Origin of the sequence: Mesorhizobium sp. 131-3-5 (genome assembly GCF_016756575.1) — a bacterium.
In the GTDB taxonomy this organism is placed as follows: Bacteria; Pseudomonadota; Alphaproteobacteria; order Rhizobiales; family Rhizobiaceae; genus Mesorhizobium; species Mesorhizobium jarvisii.
The window spans coordinates 55,457-71,161 of sequence record NZ_AP023256.1; the positions used below are offsets into that span (position 1 = coordinate 55,457).

The 15,705-nt window shown below is 58.5% G+C and carries 14 protein-coding genes and 1 pseudogene; 9 read left to right on the forward strand and 6 right to left on the reverse strand.

Annotation, left to right across the window (positions count from 1 at the left end):
* Nucleotides 1-433 precede the first annotated feature (433 nt).
* Together JG747_RS35870 and JG747_RS35875 are read left to right on the forward strand one after the other, a co-directional pair.
* Nucleotides 434-682 (forward strand): DUF768 domain-containing protein, encoded by a 249-nt coding sequence (locus tag JG747_RS35870; protein WP_064982022.1) that lies wholly within the window; start codon nt 434-436, stop codon nt 680-682.
* 448 nt (nt 683-1,130) lie between these two features.
* Nucleotides 1,131-1,289 (forward strand): hypothetical protein, encoded by a 159-nt coding sequence (locus tag JG747_RS35875; protein ID WP_155772682.1) that lies wholly within the window; start codon nt 1,131-1,133, stop codon nt 1,287-1,289.
* 23 nt (nt 1,290-1,312) lie between these two features.
* Here the strand turns inward: JG747_RS35875 and JG747_RS35880 are convergent, their stop codons facing one another.
* The gene (locus JG747_RS35880) at nt 1,313-1,495 is read right to left on the reverse strand and encodes a hypothetical protein (protein ID WP_019863686.1); all 183 of its coding nucleotides are present in this window, start codon (nt 1,493-1,495) and stop codon (nt 1,313-1,315) included.
* A 44-nt stretch (nt 1,496-1,539) separates the two neighbouring features.
* Between JG747_RS35880 and xth the strand changes: the two genes are divergently transcribed.
* A complete protein-coding gene (xth, locus tag JG747_RS35885) occupies nt 1,540-2,331 on the forward strand; it encodes an exodeoxyribonuclease III (protein WP_064982020.1) in 792 nt (263 codons plus the stop codon).
* A 57-nt stretch (nt 2,332-2,388) separates the two neighbouring features.
* Here xth and JG747_RS35890 read toward each other — a convergent pair whose 3' ends face one another.
* The 4 genes from JG747_RS35890 to JG747_RS35905 form a co-directional block, all read right to left on the reverse strand.
* Nucleotides 2,389-2,988, reverse strand: a complete 600-nt coding sequence (locus JG747_RS35890; protein ID WP_019863684.1) for a hypothetical protein — start codon at nt 2,986-2,988, stop codon at nt 2,389-2,391.
* 21 nt (nt 2,989-3,009) lie between these two features.
* Nucleotides 3,010-3,753 (reverse strand): DUF4142 domain-containing protein, encoded by a 744-nt coding sequence (locus JG747_RS35895; protein WP_199202006.1) that lies wholly within the window; start codon nt 3,751-3,753, stop codon nt 3,010-3,012.
* Between the two features lie 1,038 nt (nt 3,754-4,791).
* Nucleotides 4,792-5,181 (reverse strand): hypothetical protein, encoded by a 390-nt coding sequence (locus JG747_RS35900; RefSeq protein ID WP_064982017.1) that lies wholly within the window; start codon nt 5,179-5,181, stop codon nt 4,792-4,794.
* A 592-nt stretch (nt 5,182-5,773) separates the two neighbouring features.
* Nucleotides 5,774-7,054 (reverse strand): calcium-binding protein, encoded by a 1,281-nt coding sequence (locus tag JG747_RS35905; RefSeq protein WP_199202007.1) that lies wholly within the window; start codon nt 7,052-7,054, stop codon nt 5,774-5,776.
* Nucleotides 7,055-7,544: 490 nt separating this feature from the next.
* Here JG747_RS35905 and JG747_RS35910 point away from each other — a divergent pair, with 490 nt between their 5' ends.
* Nucleotides 7,545-7,748: a CsbD family protein gene (locus JG747_RS35910; RefSeq protein WP_199202041.1), complete on the forward strand. Its 204-nt coding sequence runs from the start codon at nt 7,545-7,547 to the stop codon at nt 7,746-7,748.
* 873 nt (nt 7,749-8,621) lie between these two features.
* Here JG747_RS35910 and JG747_RS35915 read toward each other — a convergent pair.
* A complete protein-coding gene (locus JG747_RS35915) occupies nt 8,622-8,909 on the reverse strand; it encodes a DUF427 domain-containing protein (RefSeq protein WP_244748521.1) in 288 nt (95 codons plus the stop codon).
* A gap of 746 nt (nt 8,910-9,655) precedes the next feature.
* On the opposite strand from JG747_RS35915, the gene JG747_RS35920 reads away from it, so the two are divergent.
* The 5 genes and pseudogenes from JG747_RS35920 (at nt 9,656) to ku (JG747_RS35940) (ending at nt 15,644) form a co-directional block, all read left to right on the forward strand.
* The gene (locus JG747_RS35920) at nt 9,656-10,651 is read left to right on the forward strand and encodes a L,D-transpeptidase family protein (RefSeq protein WP_019863674.1); all 996 of its coding nucleotides are present in this window, start codon (nt 9,656-9,658) and stop codon (nt 10,649-10,651) included.
* A gap of 1,267 nt (nt 10,652-11,918) precedes the next feature.
* Nucleotides 11,919-12,190, forward strand: a pseudogene (locus JG747_RS35925) (WGR domain-containing protein).
* A gap of 582 nt (nt 12,191-12,772) precedes the next feature.
* A complete protein-coding gene (locus JG747_RS35930) occupies nt 12,773-13,627 on the forward strand; it encodes an alpha/beta fold hydrolase (RefSeq protein ID WP_199202010.1) in 855 nt (284 codons plus the stop codon).
* A 329-nt stretch (nt 13,628-13,956) separates the two neighbouring features.
* Nucleotides 13,957-14,823: a non-homologous end joining protein Ku gene (gene ku, locus JG747_RS35935; protein WP_199202011.1), complete on the forward strand. Its 867-nt coding sequence runs from the start codon at nt 13,957-13,959 to the stop codon at nt 14,821-14,823.
* Between the two features lie 11 nt (nt 14,824-14,834).
* The gene (ku, locus tag JG747_RS35940) at nt 14,835-15,644 is read left to right on the forward strand and encodes a non-homologous end joining protein Ku (RefSeq protein ID WP_199202042.1); all 810 of its coding nucleotides are present in this window, start codon (nt 14,835-14,837) and stop codon (nt 15,642-15,644) included.
* Nucleotides 15,645-15,705 lie beyond the last annotated feature (61 nt).

Genomic DNA, 15,705 nt, shown 5'->3' on the forward strand with positions numbered 1-15,705 from the left:
CCCGTCACCCTCATGTGCTGTTTTCGCAATTTGTCCGCAAAGCCGGAAGCAGGCTAGGACAGCGATCATTTCCTGTCTCGGAACCGTTCGCTTTACCGTTCGCAAGTGGGCTTGTTCGGCGTCATTTGTACGTTTTTTACCAAGCCAATGTCTGTGCTTGCGCGCTGGAACCCTCCTGCGGCGGATCACATTTTGTGAAACAACCACAGGGGAGGTTTTCATGCGCAGAAAGATTGACAAACGTCGAATAAAACGCGCGGCCAGAGATGCCCTCCGGATCATTCATGCCGACAAAAGGCTCAGGAATCCAAGACGGGAAGGTTGCGCGAACAGTGGCTTTCTGGGGCGATGAAAAGGCCAACACCCATAAGAGAACTGCATCACGGGCCGCCTCTCTGCAGGAGATGGAAAGGGAATTGCGTGGAGCAAAACGATGAGTGAACGCGGCGCAAAATTCCTTCGCCAATGGCTGATGAACAATATGTCGGGAATTGTTGGTGCCAATGTGGTCACGCTTGCTGAAGCAACGCAGAAGCTTCTCTCCGACGCCAAAGCGATCGGCATCCGTAGCGAGGAGCTCAAGCAAGACAACGGGAGCACGTACGAAGCAGTACTCGACGCGATCGTCCAACATCGGCAGGGGCAGATGTCTCGGGAGATATCCCGGCGAACACCAACGTGAGAAGGCTTGAACAATAGCCCGCGAACGCGACCATCAGACCTCCCGCTGTCTGAATTCACCGCTCGGAATGAAGCTGCCCGCTTCGGGGTGAGGAACGGTCCGGGCGCGCGTTTCCCGTCGCCTCTAGCCTTTCTTCAGGCCGTGATTAGCCCGCAGGAAGGGGAGAATCCATTTTCGGATCCATTATGGCAAGGAAACGACAGCTCAGTGATGCCGTCGACAGGGAATTCGGCCCGGGCAGTCTCCCGCAGGCGGCACTCCTACCGATAAGGATGGAATTTCGCCAGTCGAGCGGGAGCAACTTTCGCAACGTCCCTGCTCTGACCACGACGAATATCGAAAACGCTATAGGAACGGAAAGTCGCGCTTGAGCTTATGAATAAACGAACACGCGCGGCGTCAATTTTCTGCCCTGGTGAATTTGCAGACGGCACTCCGGAGACCGCCAATGCGGATGCATCTATTCAGAGACGAGCCCATCCATAAACCTGCCGCCGAGTTCAGGGCCGACGGCCTCAAGCGGATTGAAATAGACGCCGACTTCGAAAGCCTCTGCCGCATTGTTGTCAACGCCATGGAAAATTTCGATGTGGGAGCGCGAACGTGAAATGTCAGCGCGCCGTTCACTTTTTACACCTGTGGATGGAGAGATACGATCTGCTGGACGGCCGGCGCGTGGGTAATGCGGACATAACGGAACTCGCCAAACGGCTCGCGGTCGAAGCAGAGGCGCAAGGCATCACCGACAAAGACATAGTCGAAAATTGGGATGATCTTCACAGCAGCCTTATCGATATCATGCGGCGACGTCATCCGGCTCCGAAGTCAACACAGTAGGTGGCCCCATGCGATCGAAAATGACCCGGGTGGCAACATTCAACGTGAATGGTGTAAACGGTCGGCTGCCTGTGCTGCTGAAATGGCTGTCGGAAACCGGTGCCGACATTGTTTGCCTGCAGGAGTTAAAAACCTCGGACGAGAAGTTCCCTGAAAAAGCGATCGAGGCCGTCGGTTACGGCGCGATCTGGCACGGTCAAAAATCATACAATGGTGTTGCCATCCTGGCCCGGGGGCAAGTGCCGCTTGAACGACGACGCGGGTTGCCGGGCGACCCGGACGACACGCATAGCCGCTATCTTGAGGCGGAGGTCGATGGCCTCGTCGTCGGTTGCCTTTATCTGCCAAACGGCAATCCAGCGCCGGGGCCAAAATTCGAATATAAGCTTAGATGGTTCGACCGTCTCATTGCCTACGGACAGCTACTGCTTGAGGAAAACGTGCCGACGGTTCTGTGTGGCGATTACAATGTCGTCCCAACCGAAATAGACGCGGTCGTGCCGCACCGCTGGGTTGGCGATGCGGTGTATTTTCCCGAGACCCGCAAGGCCTATGCTGACATGTTGGCCGGCGGATGGGTGGACGCCGTGCGCACAATACATCCGGAAAAAGGCATCTACACTTACTGGAATTTCACCTACCGGGGAGGTTACGATCGCAGTTCTGGCCTGCGCATGGATCACCTCCTGGTGAGCCCCTCACTTTCCGGTCGGATACACTCAGCTGGCGTCGATGTTGAAGTGCGCGGATGGGAGAAACCAAGCGACCATGCTCCCGCCTGGGTTGACCTCAGCGGTCGCGAGCCGCTTTAGGCGCATTGGCTCTATCCCATCTAAGAGAAGAACAGGGCGGCTTCGCCGCCCTGCGGTTTACATCAGAGATCGCGCCCGGGTCCCCCGCCGGAGGTCGTCGTCAGGATAGACGTCGGCCGCGGGATCGAAACCGGTCCAGCCGGCGGCTTCATACGCAGAGCGCCTGTCAGCGATGTCGACCGAGTTGTATTGCTTGAGGATCTGTTCGGCGTTCGGAACAAGACTGTCCTCGACCCTGGCTGTGACCATCGTTCCACCGCGACGGACACCCTCCGCATAGACATGGGCATCGTTTTCCGGGACACCGGCTTTGGTCATAGCCCCGATAATGCCGCCTGCGGCCCCACCAACCAGGGCACCACCGACCGCGCCGACAGCCGTGGCCGCCAGCCATCCAGCCGCAACGACAGGTCCAAGGCCAGGGATGGCCATCAACCCGAGGCCAGTCGCCAGGCCGCCGGCGCCGCCCACGACGGCGCCAAGGCCAGCTCCGGTGGCCGCATCCTCACCCGCCTCGGCGTCGTCGGCTTTGTACCACCCGGTCGCGTTGTTGGCCACGAGGCTGATCTCATCGCGAGGCACGCCAGTTGCCACAAGTTCGCCTACGGCATCGTTGGCGTCATCATAGTCGTCGAACAATCCCGTTACGGTTTGCATCGCATTTATCCTTTCTTTTGATCACTGAGTGTCGGCAACGACGTTGCCCTGATAGTCGAGAGCGACTGGAGTCGACTTGCCGTCCTTGCTCGCCGTCCCGCGCCAGATGCCCTTGTCGTCCTTCTTGAGTGCAGAGACGTCGGTATAACCGGCCTTCTGGATCGCGCTTTTTGCCTGGTCTTCGGTGAAGCTGTTGGCGCCGGGTACCGGAGCTGCGGGATTATTGACGCCGCTGGTTGAGACTGCGGGCGTTGTGCTTTCGTTGGCAGGCGCCTTGGTTTCAGCCTTCTGGATCATGTCCCGGTGCATCTTGAGTGTAGGCAATGTCTCAGAAGCGAAGGATTTCAGGGCGGCGTTGTCGCCATCCTTGGCGTACGCCTCGAACAGACTAACAGCATCGGCATGAGCAGCCTTCTGCATGACCGCATATGGCTTATCGACTGGTGCTGAAGCTGATTTCAGCTTGTCGAGGTCGCTATTGTGAGAAGCATCGAGATCGGCAGGCACCTGCAATTTCTGTTCGCCGGCGATGCTTTCGAGCTTGGCGTTGGCAGCCCCATGATCGGAGATCATCTTCTGGGCGAAGTCCTTCAGCGCCTGGTCCTGAAGCTTGCCTTGGACGACCTTGCTCGACTGGACCTCAAACATTCCGCCAATCGCGGCCTTGGTTACGAAGTCTTGCGCAGTCTCGGCGGCGAATGACGGCAATGCAAACGCCAGTGAGGTGGCAAGCGACAGAGACGTTAGGCGAAAGGTATTTCTCATGCAGCTACTCCTTTGTTGGAGACGACGATGAGAGCCAAACCTCCCGGCGATTGCTTGGTTCCAATGGCAGACAGATCGAGTCGATGTGAAGCTGGCGCGCAGGATCGGGAGCGGACGCGGAAGGCCAGGCGGAAGGATGCCTGACGAGTGCCACAACCCGCCGTTCTGTCAGGCGACGACATGAGCGACGTGTAGGCGCTGTCTTGGGAAGTCGCAGTGAGATTGCAGTGAGCGTAGTGCTTTATCGATCTGGCGCCTCGCCGGATGAACCTGCCATGGTTCGTGCGTCGGAATTGGCACCAACCAGGATCAATTATTCGGTCCCGTTTCAGCGAGGCGAAAGCTTGGCTTTGCCATCAGATCGAGGGCGGCGTCCTTTGCCATGGCCCCTGCACGCCCGCAACGACCGGTCACCCTAAAAACCAAGCTTAACCTTCGCGTAGCGCCGATGATCGCCAGGCGCGCTGGGAGGGCAGCAGCCCACAAAATCGCCGTGAGCCCGCTTAAAGAAATCCGACGAACTCGCAGGTTGGGGCAGAACCTATCGCTTCACGCTGATTGCTGACCAGCTTGTTCGGTGAAACTGTTCCCGAGGAGGACCGTATGGCGCGCAGGCAATGACCAAAAGACCAATATAGCAGCTTCCAGATCCGGTGAAAGTGCGGCCTCTCCCTGGAGGTACGAGCAGCCGAAGACGAACATCCTGGTCGAATTCTATCGCCTATGGCGAGACCTGCGGCCCGCGATTGATAACCTGACGCCTTCAGGGCAACGATTTGCGGCGACGGCTCGAAGGGACTATAATTGATAATGAGCAAAAAGACCGATGACCTCAAGCGAGAGATTCAGAACGCTGTCGCTGTGTTAGGTGAATGCGAGGCGGCAATGTGTCTCGGAGAGAGCAGCCGCGCTCACGATTTGGTTCGAGATACGATTGTCAGGCTCGAACGATGCTGCACGACGCTCAGAGCTCCCTCGCACTTAACCTGGGCTGGACGGAGGGCGCCGCACCAAACGTGCCCCGTGTGCTGCAGAGGATCAAATGGATCGGCCGAAGTGACCGGAACTGCGAAGCTTTGCCAACAGCATCGCTGCCGTCCCTCGGAAATCAACGCGCGCATGCTCGCTAAGAGGAGATGATTCCCAAGCGGCCAGCTCCGCTACCAACACGGCGGTCTCGCCGTTTACCGACGCGCACCTCAAGTCTCCGGTCTTCTCCATCAAAATTATTGCGGTGCCAGCGTCGTCATATCCGATAGCGGCCATTCGTTGGACTTGGGTGTCACCATCGATACGAACGTCGAACAAGACCGTTCCGGATGTTTTCGCCGCAGCGTCAGCGACGCGATCGGCGAATGGCCGATGCATACCGTCGCCGTCGCAAAGCGACTGCTCGAATAGCACCATTTCAACATATCCTGCGACCATTCGGCCAAGGTGCCCGCATCACCTCGATTCGCAATGGGCGCGGCGGGGATATCCACACAGCATCCACGGTTAATTATTCTGGCGAGGGATCGCTCAAACCCATGGTGCGGATGGTCCACCTTCGTTTTTGAACTGAGGCTTTGCCGGACAGCTACAAATCAACTTCCAGCGCTGTCGGAAGCGGGTGAGGTTCCCCCGGACAGCGGGACGCGGGCGGAAGGTTCCGGCCCAACATTCCACCTAGTTGCTAATGATGAATTTTCGTGAACGGCAGCGCCAATCGATGAGCACGATGAAGGGGAACGGCCGGCCAACGTCGGAAGGCCTAGTCATGGTTTGTCAATCCGGCTCATCGATCAGCGCCTTCTTTCTAGTCCGCCAAACGCGGCTCTGTTGGCCCTTCAACAACTTGGCCGTTCGATAATTGAATGAGGGAAATTGTAGCTGGGAATTCAACGCTGATGCGATCGTCGGTCACGCGCTTGATCATTCCCAGGCACCAATCATCTTCTGAGACGCACTTCGAGGGCCACAGACTTGGTCTGAGTGATTTGCGGGGCTTCGGTCAATGGCGGCCGTTCTAAAGGCCTTTTCAGATTAAGGCAGCGGGAAAATGGGCGAATTCTATGTGATGAGCACCTCCGGTGCCATGGTTGTCGAAAGAGAGCGCTCCGGTCGAACTGTTGTAGATGATATGGTCGCTACCATCATGCGAGCCCATGCCGGCGACGAGAGCGCCATTTGGTGGAGCGCCCGTGTGAAGCCCCAAAGCGTGGTCGAGATGAAACTTTTGTTGGGAGACGCTGAAGTCCGTAGGGCGGTCGGCACCGCGGGCCGCAAGAGCGCCTGCATCGAATGCGAAGGCATCGCTGCCGGCATCGGCCAGTGAGGCAAGTCCTATGCCCCTGCCGACACCGGCCGACTCTGTCACCCAGTGGCTGGCATTCGCGAGGTGATGGACGGCACCGGTTCCGTGGATCAAATCGGCACCATCAGAATTATGATGTCTACCATCGCTAGGATTGGCGACAAATTGAGTACTCGGTGTACTAGCGGTGCCAGGGCTCCCCTGCGTACCGGACGTACTGGGGGAGGTGCTCGGGGTAGGGGTTGCCGGGGCGCTTGCGGCGCTGCTGAGGTTATGTTGCTGGAACAAGGCCTGCAGCTCCGGCGAGTCGCCAAGCGCGGTGTCGCCCTGTTGAGAGCCCCACGCATAGGCATAGTCGAAGGCGGGCGATGGCGCAACCTTGGCCCAGTGGTCCAGCATGGTCTGCTCCTGGGCGACGCTGGGAAGGACATATTGGCCGCCCGTATCGGTGGTGTAGTTGCCGCCGCCGAACGTCTGATAAACCGGAACGATCTGGCTGAGCGGAACGCCAGAGGCGACCGCCGCGGCCACGGTCCTGTCGATCATATTGTAGTCGACGGTGCTTGTGCCGGTGCGCACCGGGTAGGGATCCACGCCGTAATAGTCGATATGCGTGTTGGCGGGATTGAAAGTGTTTGAAAAATCGGGATCAGCCGAAGACCCCATGTTCATCATGGTGATGAAGGTCTTGGCGCCGGGCAGGTGGGTGTGGATCCAGTCGGATTCCGCCTTCAGATTGTCGGCCGTGGCATAGGTTCCCCATTTGCCCGTGGGATCGGGCTCGTCGACGAGGAAGAAGCCGAACACCTTCGGGTTGCCGATGAAGGGCGTGACTTTGTCAATGAAAGACGAGGTTGCGCCATTGGCTTCATCCAGCCAAACCAGACCTTTCGTGCCAGCCGGCAAGGCGTTGAGTTCGTCCACGGATGAAACGTCGACAAGATTGAATCCGGCGGTTGCGACGTCCGTCGCTGATCCGCCTGATGCATAATGGAGAGTGGCCATCCAATTTCCTTCGTCGGATTCGATAGCCCCCGTGCTTGCCTAGCTGAAAACGTACATTAGCGTACAATCAAATACAGACGCTCTTTGACAGAATCGTTGATCGTAGAAGGCCACAAAATAGGTTTTAGGTGTGCGAAGGGTTAGATAGCAGACCAGTGTCCCGGCCACCGCCAAGGTCGGCCTAATGAGGACTTACCATATTGATTGTATTGAGTATTTTCAAGTTCCATAATGTATGTTATGCTACTTATTGCTGTAGCGGCTATTAACGATGCGACACACCTGGGCAATTTAGGGGCGCTTCCCGCATCCCGGGCTGGTCAACATATGGGGAGGAAGGTTGACGGCTTCGTCGATAGACGAATACACGCTGCCCATGATTCATTCGGCAATACGCGGGACTTTCGTGTATCGGGCTCGGCACCCCCGATTGCCTGGAACTTCCGCGGCAAAACGACGTTCGATCCTTTTTCGAATGAAGGAGGTCGTGATGGACTGGAACCGCGTTGAGGGAAACTGGAAGCAGGTCAAAGGCAAGGTCAAAGAACAGTGGGGAAAACTCACTGATGATGACCTTGATCGCATCGCTGGCAAACGCGATCAACTCGAAGGTAAGATCCAGGAGCGCTACGGCGTCGAACGCGACCGCGCGCGTAGGGATATCGACGACTGGTACACCAGGCAAGACTGGTAGGATAGCAGCCCGCCGCCCTCTGTGGCGGCGGCTTATCTGCTATGCGTCGAGACCTGCAGCAAGCCCAAGCCGGTCCTGCGGGGCGCACCAGATTAATACAAATCCTATTTGAATCCGTGCCGGCGGCGGTCCTAGCAGAGCGATAGGCAAAAGCCCGCCGCCTGCAAGTTCTCACGGAGAAGCAAGAAGGGGACAAGTGCGGCCCCAATTTTCCAGCATGACTGTGTTCCAAATGCGGACCCGTCGCGCAAAGCGGTGCCGCGCGGGCAGTTAGGAAAGCGTGCCGTCATCATTCAGTACAGCGGTCACGAACGCCGGAGGATATGTGGAGGTGGAAGCCAACCGTTCCGTTGATTTCTCCCACGCACGTTTCGACCGTCTTGACGCACAAAATCCTCTTATCGCGCTCGGCCGCTGACCAATGGCTGGCCTGCATCAAAAACTCAGTTGTTCGTTGACTTGCAGGATCCTAAAAACAATCGGATTTTCGACTGCCCTGTTTTCGTGAGAGCGCCGATAATCTGGTACGGGAAATTGCTGATCTCGAGGACGCGCAGGGATTCCTGTACGAGTGGCTCAATTCGGCCCTTCGACAATCCTGAATAAACGCCTATTTCGACTCGATCCCTTGCTCAATCTCTACTTGCTCAATCTCTATTCCGATCGACTCGCCCTCACCGTGGACTGCATCTCGATCCCAGTCGTTGGTCTTATCCGGGGTTTTAGCAGCGGCCTTCCGGCTGGTCCGATCCCTGTCGTTGCGAGGCTTTTGTCCCGGAATATCGCGCGATGATTTTGGGCGCATTGATTAGTTCCTTTGCTGCGTCCACATGCCAAAACATGTCCGGCATTATCAGCTTCCCCATTACATGACTATTCGGGGAGGTGCGGGGTATGCTGCTTGTCCTCGGCCGGATCGGCGTCGATGCGGGCCTTGTGCGGGTCGAATGCGCCGTGCCGGGCGACGGCCAGGGCGGCCGTTTCGGGAGTCTCGTAGGCCCACATGAAATTGTCAGCCGATGCACCGGCTGCATGCACGCGCCAATAGCCGGCCGTGCCCCATGCAGACTCCGAGGTGGCGTTGGTTTTCTCGAAAAGCTCGAAATAGATGTCCTCGAACGGGATGTAAAAGACTGGATCTCGCCCGTCTTCGTAGAGCATTTTTGCGCACTCGCTTGACGCAACAATGGCGTCAGAGAATCTGACCGTCACCGTACCATGAAAGGGAAGGATGGCAGGCGCGGTCGGAGGATACTCGGGACTCGCTGGTGAGGTTTGCATTCTAGCACTCCCTTGACTGCGTGTCCTGGAAACGTCGTGCAGCCGTGCCAGTTCCTGCCAACGGCGCAATTGGCGCAAAACCTTACACTACCTCTGTTCCTAGATGTTCAGTACCGGCACTTTGCTGGATCAGGTCGAGTTCGAAACCATCCCGTTGTCGATTGCCCCATCGGACTCGCAGGTCAGACCTCGAGGTGCGGCTCATGCAGCGAAGTTGTAAAGCGACGACGACGTGGCGCGACGATGCTTGGCTCTCGTCGTCGTAAGAGCGCTTGAGGATGGCGCCTCTGATGGTCTTGAGGATGGCGCCTCTGATGGTCCGGTTCATTCTTCCTCGAGGTGGCCTAGAGGCAGCGTCGTGCGACAGCGTCATTTTGCGGCGGAAAGCGACAATTGACCGCGGCCTCCAGAATCGCGAGCATCGCCGATGCCGGTTCTTTCGGGCCGGCAGGCAGGTCGGCGAGCGATGCTCGCCTCTTCCATCATGACCACCTTCTGGTTGACAGCGAAGCGCCTGGCCAGAGCCCCAGCGTATCCGAGGCCCGTTAAGCCGTTGGAGGAGCCTCATGGGCCGGAACCATATCGGCGTTGATGCGTCATAGAAACAGGTTCTGGTGGAGGCATCGATGGTCAGGCTCCTTCTCGTCGCGGCTGCGGCGCTTGCCCTCACTTGCGACGGGACAGCGGCGGCCAAGCTCGACTCCGCCACTGTCAATCAAGCGCAATTCTCACCCGAAAGATCGAAAGGCTTCAGCCCGGTTATCCTGAAGGCGCAGATACTTTTGGATCGCGCCCGTTTCTCGCCAGGCATGATCGAGGGCCGCTTCTCAGACAACGCCGCAAAGGCCATTAGGGCCTTTCAGACTGCGAACGGATTGTCCTCCGACGGCAAGCTTACGCCGGAGACCTGGGACAGGCTGACGGCAACCTCCACCAACCCAGTCGTGGTGAGCTACGAACTGACACGCAAGGATGTGAGCGGACCCTTTACCAAGCGCATTCCGGCGCGCATGGAGAAGATGGCCCGCCTGCGGACGCTCGGCTATCACAACGTGACGGAGAAACTGGCCGAGCGCTTCCACATAAGCGAGCAATTGCTCAGGAGGCTCAATCCGGGGATCGGGTTCATGAAGGCCGGCACTAAGTTGCTGGTTCCGGATATTGATCGGGGGGAATCTCCAGCCAGGATTGCCGGCATCGAGGTCGACAAGGGCGCACGCCTGGTGCGCGTTCTTGATCCTTCCGGTAAATGGCTCGCGGTCTTTCCCGCTTCCATCGGCAGCGCCGAGAAGCCGGCGCCGAGTGGCGAGGCGGAGGTCAAACGCGTCGCGCGCAACCCCACCTATCACTACGATCCGAACTTCGCTTTCAAGGGGGTCAAAGCCAAACGGCCGTTCACGATTGCGGCCGGACCGAACAATCCCGTGGGATCGGTCTGGATCGATCTGTCCATCGAGAGCTACGGTATTCACGGCACGCCCGAACCGGGCAAGATCGGCGCGACCTTCTCGCATGGCTGCATCAGGTTGACCAACTGGGATGCCGAGGACCTCGCGTCCATGGTGCAGAAAGGCACGAAAGTCAGCTTCAAGGACGAGACGGCGAGCGCAGGCGGCGAGTAGCTCGTAGCACAAGGATGCTCGGCCAACGGCTGGCCGGCTCATGAGCATACGAAAAAGTTCATATTTTTGCCCACCGCTGTTCGTAATCTCTGCTCCAGAACCTGTGTTCCTGCCTCGCCACATGTGAACACGGACAGTTACCGAACGCCCGATATGATCCGTCTCGTTCAGACTGCAAGTCAGCCAGTCGTCTTAAGCTTGCGACATGGATTTTTCCGCTCAAGGCTCCCGGCATTTCGACGGGCGACCTCAGTTCGGCAAGCGCCGGCTGCCACCTGCCGCGCAAAAGTTCGTCCGCTCCTGGCGATGGGGTGTGGGCCATGTCCTAACCAACTCGGCGAGCGTAGCCGAACGCCACCTACCCCAAATGCAGTTGCCTTCTCGACGCATTGCGTTTGGATAGGAAGCCATCAAGTCCAATGTCTCAACAGGTTCACCCGTGACTTGGATGAAAACGACGATACCGTATTGCGCTGTCGCAACCGGCCGACCAAGCGGCGGCAAATCTCGGCTGGCAGTGGATAGCGATGACGCCGACGTCGGCAATCCACTTTTTCGAGGCCTTGCGAGCTTCAGTGTCCCTTGCGGCTGCTCGGCGTCGCTTCCTTTCTTCGGGCTCGGCATGTCGGGCAGCCTTTTCGATGCTCGGCCATCGGCGCCGAAGCTCCTCAAACGAAACGGAACGGCACCCGCTAGGCCTCGCAGCTCGTCGTCCCAACTTGCCCACGGGATTGCCCGCAATTCCTCAAGGACGGTCTTCGAACAAGGCGTGCGAACAGGCAGGTCATCGGAAACCTCCGGATATGAGCTCGAGATCGGATCGAAAACATCACGACCCTTACTGTCGCCGTGGAGAGCGAACTACTCTGCCTCTTGCGCCAACCATCGATCGATCGGCCGAGTGGCCGTCTTTCCGGGGACGAGCGAACTCTTGCGCTCGTCCCTCCACCTCGCTCGGAGAAAGGCGCGCCTACATCGCGATAGCCATTCTATCGAATCCAAGGCTGGCGTCGCCGCCGGGAGCGTCCCCCTCCCCGTGGCACGTGATGAGCGTTCGAGCGTCCCATCGTCCTGATCGTTCGTTGCAACGGACGCCTTCCGCAGCGTTTAGGTTCACAAGCATTGATCCACAATGGACGGCTCAACTTGGCGTGGGGAGCGCCACAAACGCACCCCCTCAAACCCATCAGAATTGTGAATCAATTGCGTGTGGTCGATTCATCGAACTCATTGGACGCTTCGGCGCTCGCGAGCGAGAGTCCGCAGCATGCTAATCCCGCAGACACGACCGGCTCATCTGCACCGCATTGACGGCGCCCGCAACATGGCCAGGTTCTATTCGCTGACTATTCAGCCGACCTTTTCGGTGGCGCATCACTCGTCCGCAACTGGGGACGGATCGGGACAAAGGGCCAAATCAAAATCGAGACCTTTGATGAGCCACAAGATGTCGACTGCGCGTTCACTCGGCTTGAGCGCGCAAAGCGACGGCGAGGCTATGTTGACCCGGGCAATACCGTCGCCGATTTACCTCGGTGACTGGCTTCGGCGCGCGATAACTCGCGCAGCAGCGGCAAAAATCAATGTTTGCTGACCGCGCCGATCGGCGGCTCCAGCTTAACGATAGAAAGATCGACAGATAACTGGGCGTCGTCACAATTGGTACGCGTTTCGGAGACGATGGCGCCGCCGCGGGCCTTTACGCTGAGGGTGACGATTTCGCCAATGTTGGTTCTCGTTGATCCAGCATGTTTCGCGGCGCACCATTGCGATCTCGATGGGGACAGTCGGAGGCGATCGACGGCGCACTGCAGGCCGGAGCGAAGCGAAAGACGGCGAGGAGAGGCTTTGTTGTGCCGCGAGGGATGACGGCGCAGCCGGCAGGGCAGAACGCCGCGACGGGCCGATGCGGGACGGCCGCGCTAGCATGACCTTGAACGAGAGCCATTTTTCGTTCGGCACACGATCCTTGATGGTACCCGAACCGCTGCGCCTGACAGGGCTTGCAGACTGAAAGCTATCAGGAAGGCAACGCGCCTGTAGTCGCGACCGACCCATGCCGAACCAATATAGGTTTCGAGAGTTCCTCAACCTGATATGCGTCTATTTTGAGGATGGCGGATGTTTGACAATTTCCGGCTCGAGATGATGGAAACCGAAGCCGGGCCGATAAGGCTTCGGCATGGCGGATCCGGGCCACCCCTTCTTCTGATCCATGGCCATCCGCGCTCACATATGACGTGGGGGCAAGTTGCGGACCTACTCTCGGCAGATTTCAGGATCGTGTGCCCCGACCTTCCGGGCTTTGGGCGCTCATACATTCCGAAGGACGACACAGAGAGCAGGTTCTCGTCCAAACGGGCAAAGGCCTCGGCATTGGTGGAGGCAATGGAGCGCCTGGGCCATCACACCTTCTTCGTCGCTGGACATGATCGTGGGAGTTTGGTCGCATTCAGAATGGCGATGGACCATCCCAAGCTGGTGCGAAAGCTCATCATCATGGACGGACTGCCCGTCGTCGAGCATCTCGAACGCGCTGACTGGAAGTTTGCCCGCGATTGGTACCATTGGTTCTTTTTCGCGCAGCCCGAGAAACCCGAACGTGCCATTCTGGCAGACCCTATCGCGTGGTACGGCGCCTTGCGGCCGGATCAGATGGGGCGCGATGCCTATGACGAGCTGGTCACGCTCATCCATGATCCCACCGTCATCCATGGCATGGTCGAAGACTATCGCGCAGGAATCAGGATCGACCATCGTCATGACTGCGAAGATCGAGATGCCGGCCGAAGGGTGCGCTGTCCGATGCTGTGTCTTTGGTCGCTCAATGATGATTTAGAGCAGATCTATGGCGATCCGATCTCAATCTGGAAGCACTGGGCCGACAATGTGGGAGGCTACGGGATTGAGAGCGGGCACCACGTCGCCGAAGAAAATCCAGCTGCTCTCGCAGTCGCGTTCAAGGCCTTTCTCTGAAGACCGCAGCGAAACTCATCGACGCCCCCACGCGGGAGCGGGAATTCAGCATCCCGGTCGCCAACACTCGCCAGATCGGCTGAGCGATCGCTCGGCACAGAGCGATGCAGCGGTCTCGCCTCCAGTTCATTCCGCTTCCCGCCAAATCAGCCGGCTCCGGGACCGAGCGGGCGCCCCACATGCGCTTGTCGACGCCTGCCGGATGACGCCTCTCGATCCTATCGACCGACGCCGCCAACTCGTTGAATTCAGATTCTTTTTGACTCTGGAACCATATCGGCGGCCGGCGGCTTATTGACTCGCAAAGGTTGTGCCGGAGTGTGAGTGTCATGGTTGCAGCGCGAGCGAATTGGAAGGGTTACATCAAATTCGGCGAGGTTGCCTGCGCGGTGGCGCTCTATGCCGCCGCGTCGTCGTCCGAGCGCATCGCCTTCAACACGCTCAACCGCGCCACTGGTAACCGCGTCCGCCGCGAGTTTATCGATAGCGAGACTGGCGATCCGGTCGAGCGCGACGATCAAGTAAAGGGGTACGAGATGGAGAACGGCGACTACGTCGTGCTCGAACCCGAGGAAGTCGCTGCCGCCGTCCCGGAGAGCGACAAGACGCTTAAGATCGAGGCGTTCGTGCCCTGCGACGAGATTGACGACGTCTATTTCGACAAGCCGTATTATCTCGCGCCGGACCGGATGGGCGCCGACGCGTTCAAGCTGCTGCGAGACGGCATGCGACAGGCGAAAGTCGCCGCCTTGGCGCGTACGGTCCTGTTTCGGCGGCTGCGCACGGTGCTGATCCGCCCGCATGGCAACGGCCTGATCGGCACCACGCTGAACTTCGACTATGAGGTGCGCTCGGCGAAGGAAGCGTTCGCGGACATTCCCGAGATCAAGATCGAGGGTGAGATGCTCGATCTCGCCAAACACATCATCGATACGAAGAAAGGCTCGTTTGACGCCAAGACCTTCGACGACCGCTACGACGCAGCGGTGGCCGAGCTCGTCAAGGCAAAGATAGAAGGTAGGCCACTGCCGAAGAAGAAGGCGCCGCCACCGTCGAAGCCTAACGATCTTCTCGAGACCTTGCGCAGGAGCGCCGGACTGGTACCCGACCAGAAGCCGAAACGCGCTGCTGCCGCGAAGACCGACGGCAACCGAAAGCAGCCCAAGCGCGTCGCCAACTCCAAACGCGCGGCCTGATGGAGACCATCATGGCCGTTCGTCCCTATTGGAAAGGATATCTGAAGCTCTCGTTGGTCACTTGCCCGGTGCAGATGATGCCGGCAACGTCGGAGAGCGAAAAGGTCCGCTTTCATACGCTCAACCGCGAGACGAACAACCGCGTGGTCAGCCACTACGTCGATGCCGTCACGGGCAAGGAAGTCAAGGAGGAAGACGAGGTCAAGGGGTATCAGCGTGGAGAGAGCGATTACATCATTCTCGAAGACGAGGAACTGGAGGACGTCGCCCTGGACAGCACCAGGACCATCGATATCGATGTGTTCTCGCCGCGCGATTCCATCGAATGGATCTGGTTCGACACGCCCTATTACCTGTCGCCGAACGATCCGGTCGGCCAGGAGGCCTTCTCGGTCATCCGCGACGCCATGGCAGCAGAAGACATGGTCGGTATCTCCAGGCTGGTGATCTCGCGGCGCGAGCGCGCGGTGATGCTGGAACCGCGCGGCAAGGGCATCGTATTATGGACCCTGCGCTATGGCGACGAGGTCAGGGACGAGGACGCCTATTTCGATGGGATCGACGCGGACAAATCCGATCCCGAGATGATGCCCCTCATCCAGCAATTCATCAAGAAGCAGACCCGCCATTGGGACAGCAAGCTCGTCTCCGACCCTGTGCAGGACAAGCTGCTGGACATCATCGAGGCTAAGCGGAAGAAGACAAAGAGACCGGCCAAGGCGAAGGCCTCCGGGCCGACGGCGACGCCAAACAACGTCATCAATATCATGGACGCCCTGCGCAAGTCCGTCGAAGCGCAGAACAGTCCCGGCAGGCGCTAGACGTCGGGATAGAGCCATTTCAAGGGACTGGCTGGCCAGACCATGTCCGGGAGCTAGGCGG

Excerpts from the sequence above, each read along its gene's own strand:
- JG747_RS35915 (WP_244748521.1), bottom strand. The coding sequence starts at position 8,909 with ATGCTCTACGAAGACGGGCGAGATCCAGTCTTTTACATCCCGTTCGAG.
- JG747_RS35900 (WP_064982017.1), bottom strand. The coding sequence starts at position 5,181 with ATGGTCGCAGGATATGTTGAAATGGTGCTATTCGAGCAGTCGCTTTGC.
- JG747_RS35890 (WP_019863684.1), bottom strand. The coding sequence starts at position 2,988 with ATGCAAACCGTAACGGGATTGTTCGACGACTATGATGACGCCAACGAT.
- JG747_RS35920 (WP_019863674.1), top strand. The coding sequence starts at position 9,656 with ATGGTCAGGCTCCTTCTCGTCGCGGCTGCGGCGCTTGCCCTCACTTGC.
- JG747_RS35870 (WP_064982022.1), top strand. The coding sequence starts at position 434 with ATGAGTGAACGCGGCGCAAAATTCCTTCGCCAATGGCTGATGAACAAT.
- JG747_RS35905 (WP_199202007.1), bottom strand. The coding sequence starts at position 7,054 with ATGGCCACTCTCCATTATGCATCAGGCGGATCAGCGACGGACGTCGCA.
- JG747_RS35895 (WP_199202006.1), bottom strand. The coding sequence starts at position 3,753 with ATGAGAAATACCTTTCGCCTAACGTCTCTGTCGCTTGCCACCTCACTG.
- JG747_RS35875 (WP_155772682.1), top strand. The coding sequence starts at position 1,131 with ATGCGGATGCATCTATTCAGAGACGAGCCCATCCATAAACCTGCCGCC.
- JG747_RS35880 (WP_019863686.1), bottom strand. The coding sequence starts at position 1,495 with ATGACGTCGCCGCATGATATCGATAAGGCTGCTGTGAAGATCATCCCA.
- ku (WP_199202042.1), top strand. The coding sequence starts at position 14,835 with ATGGCCGTTCGTCCCTATTGGAAAGGATATCTGAAGCTCTCGTTGGTC.
- JG747_RS35910 (WP_199202041.1), top strand. The coding sequence starts at position 7,545 with ATGGACTGGAACCGCGTTGAGGGAAACTGGAAGCAGGTCAAAGGCAAG.
- ku (WP_199202011.1), top strand. The coding sequence starts at position 13,957 with ATGGTTGCAGCGCGAGCGAATTGGAAGGGTTACATCAAATTCGGCGAG.
- xth (WP_064982020.1), top strand. The coding sequence starts at position 1,540 with ATGACCCGGGTGGCAACATTCAACGTGAATGGTGTAAACGGTCGGCTG.
- JG747_RS35930 (WP_199202010.1), top strand. The coding sequence starts at position 12,773 with ATGTTTGACAATTTCCGGCTCGAGATGATGGAAACCGAAGCCGGGCCG.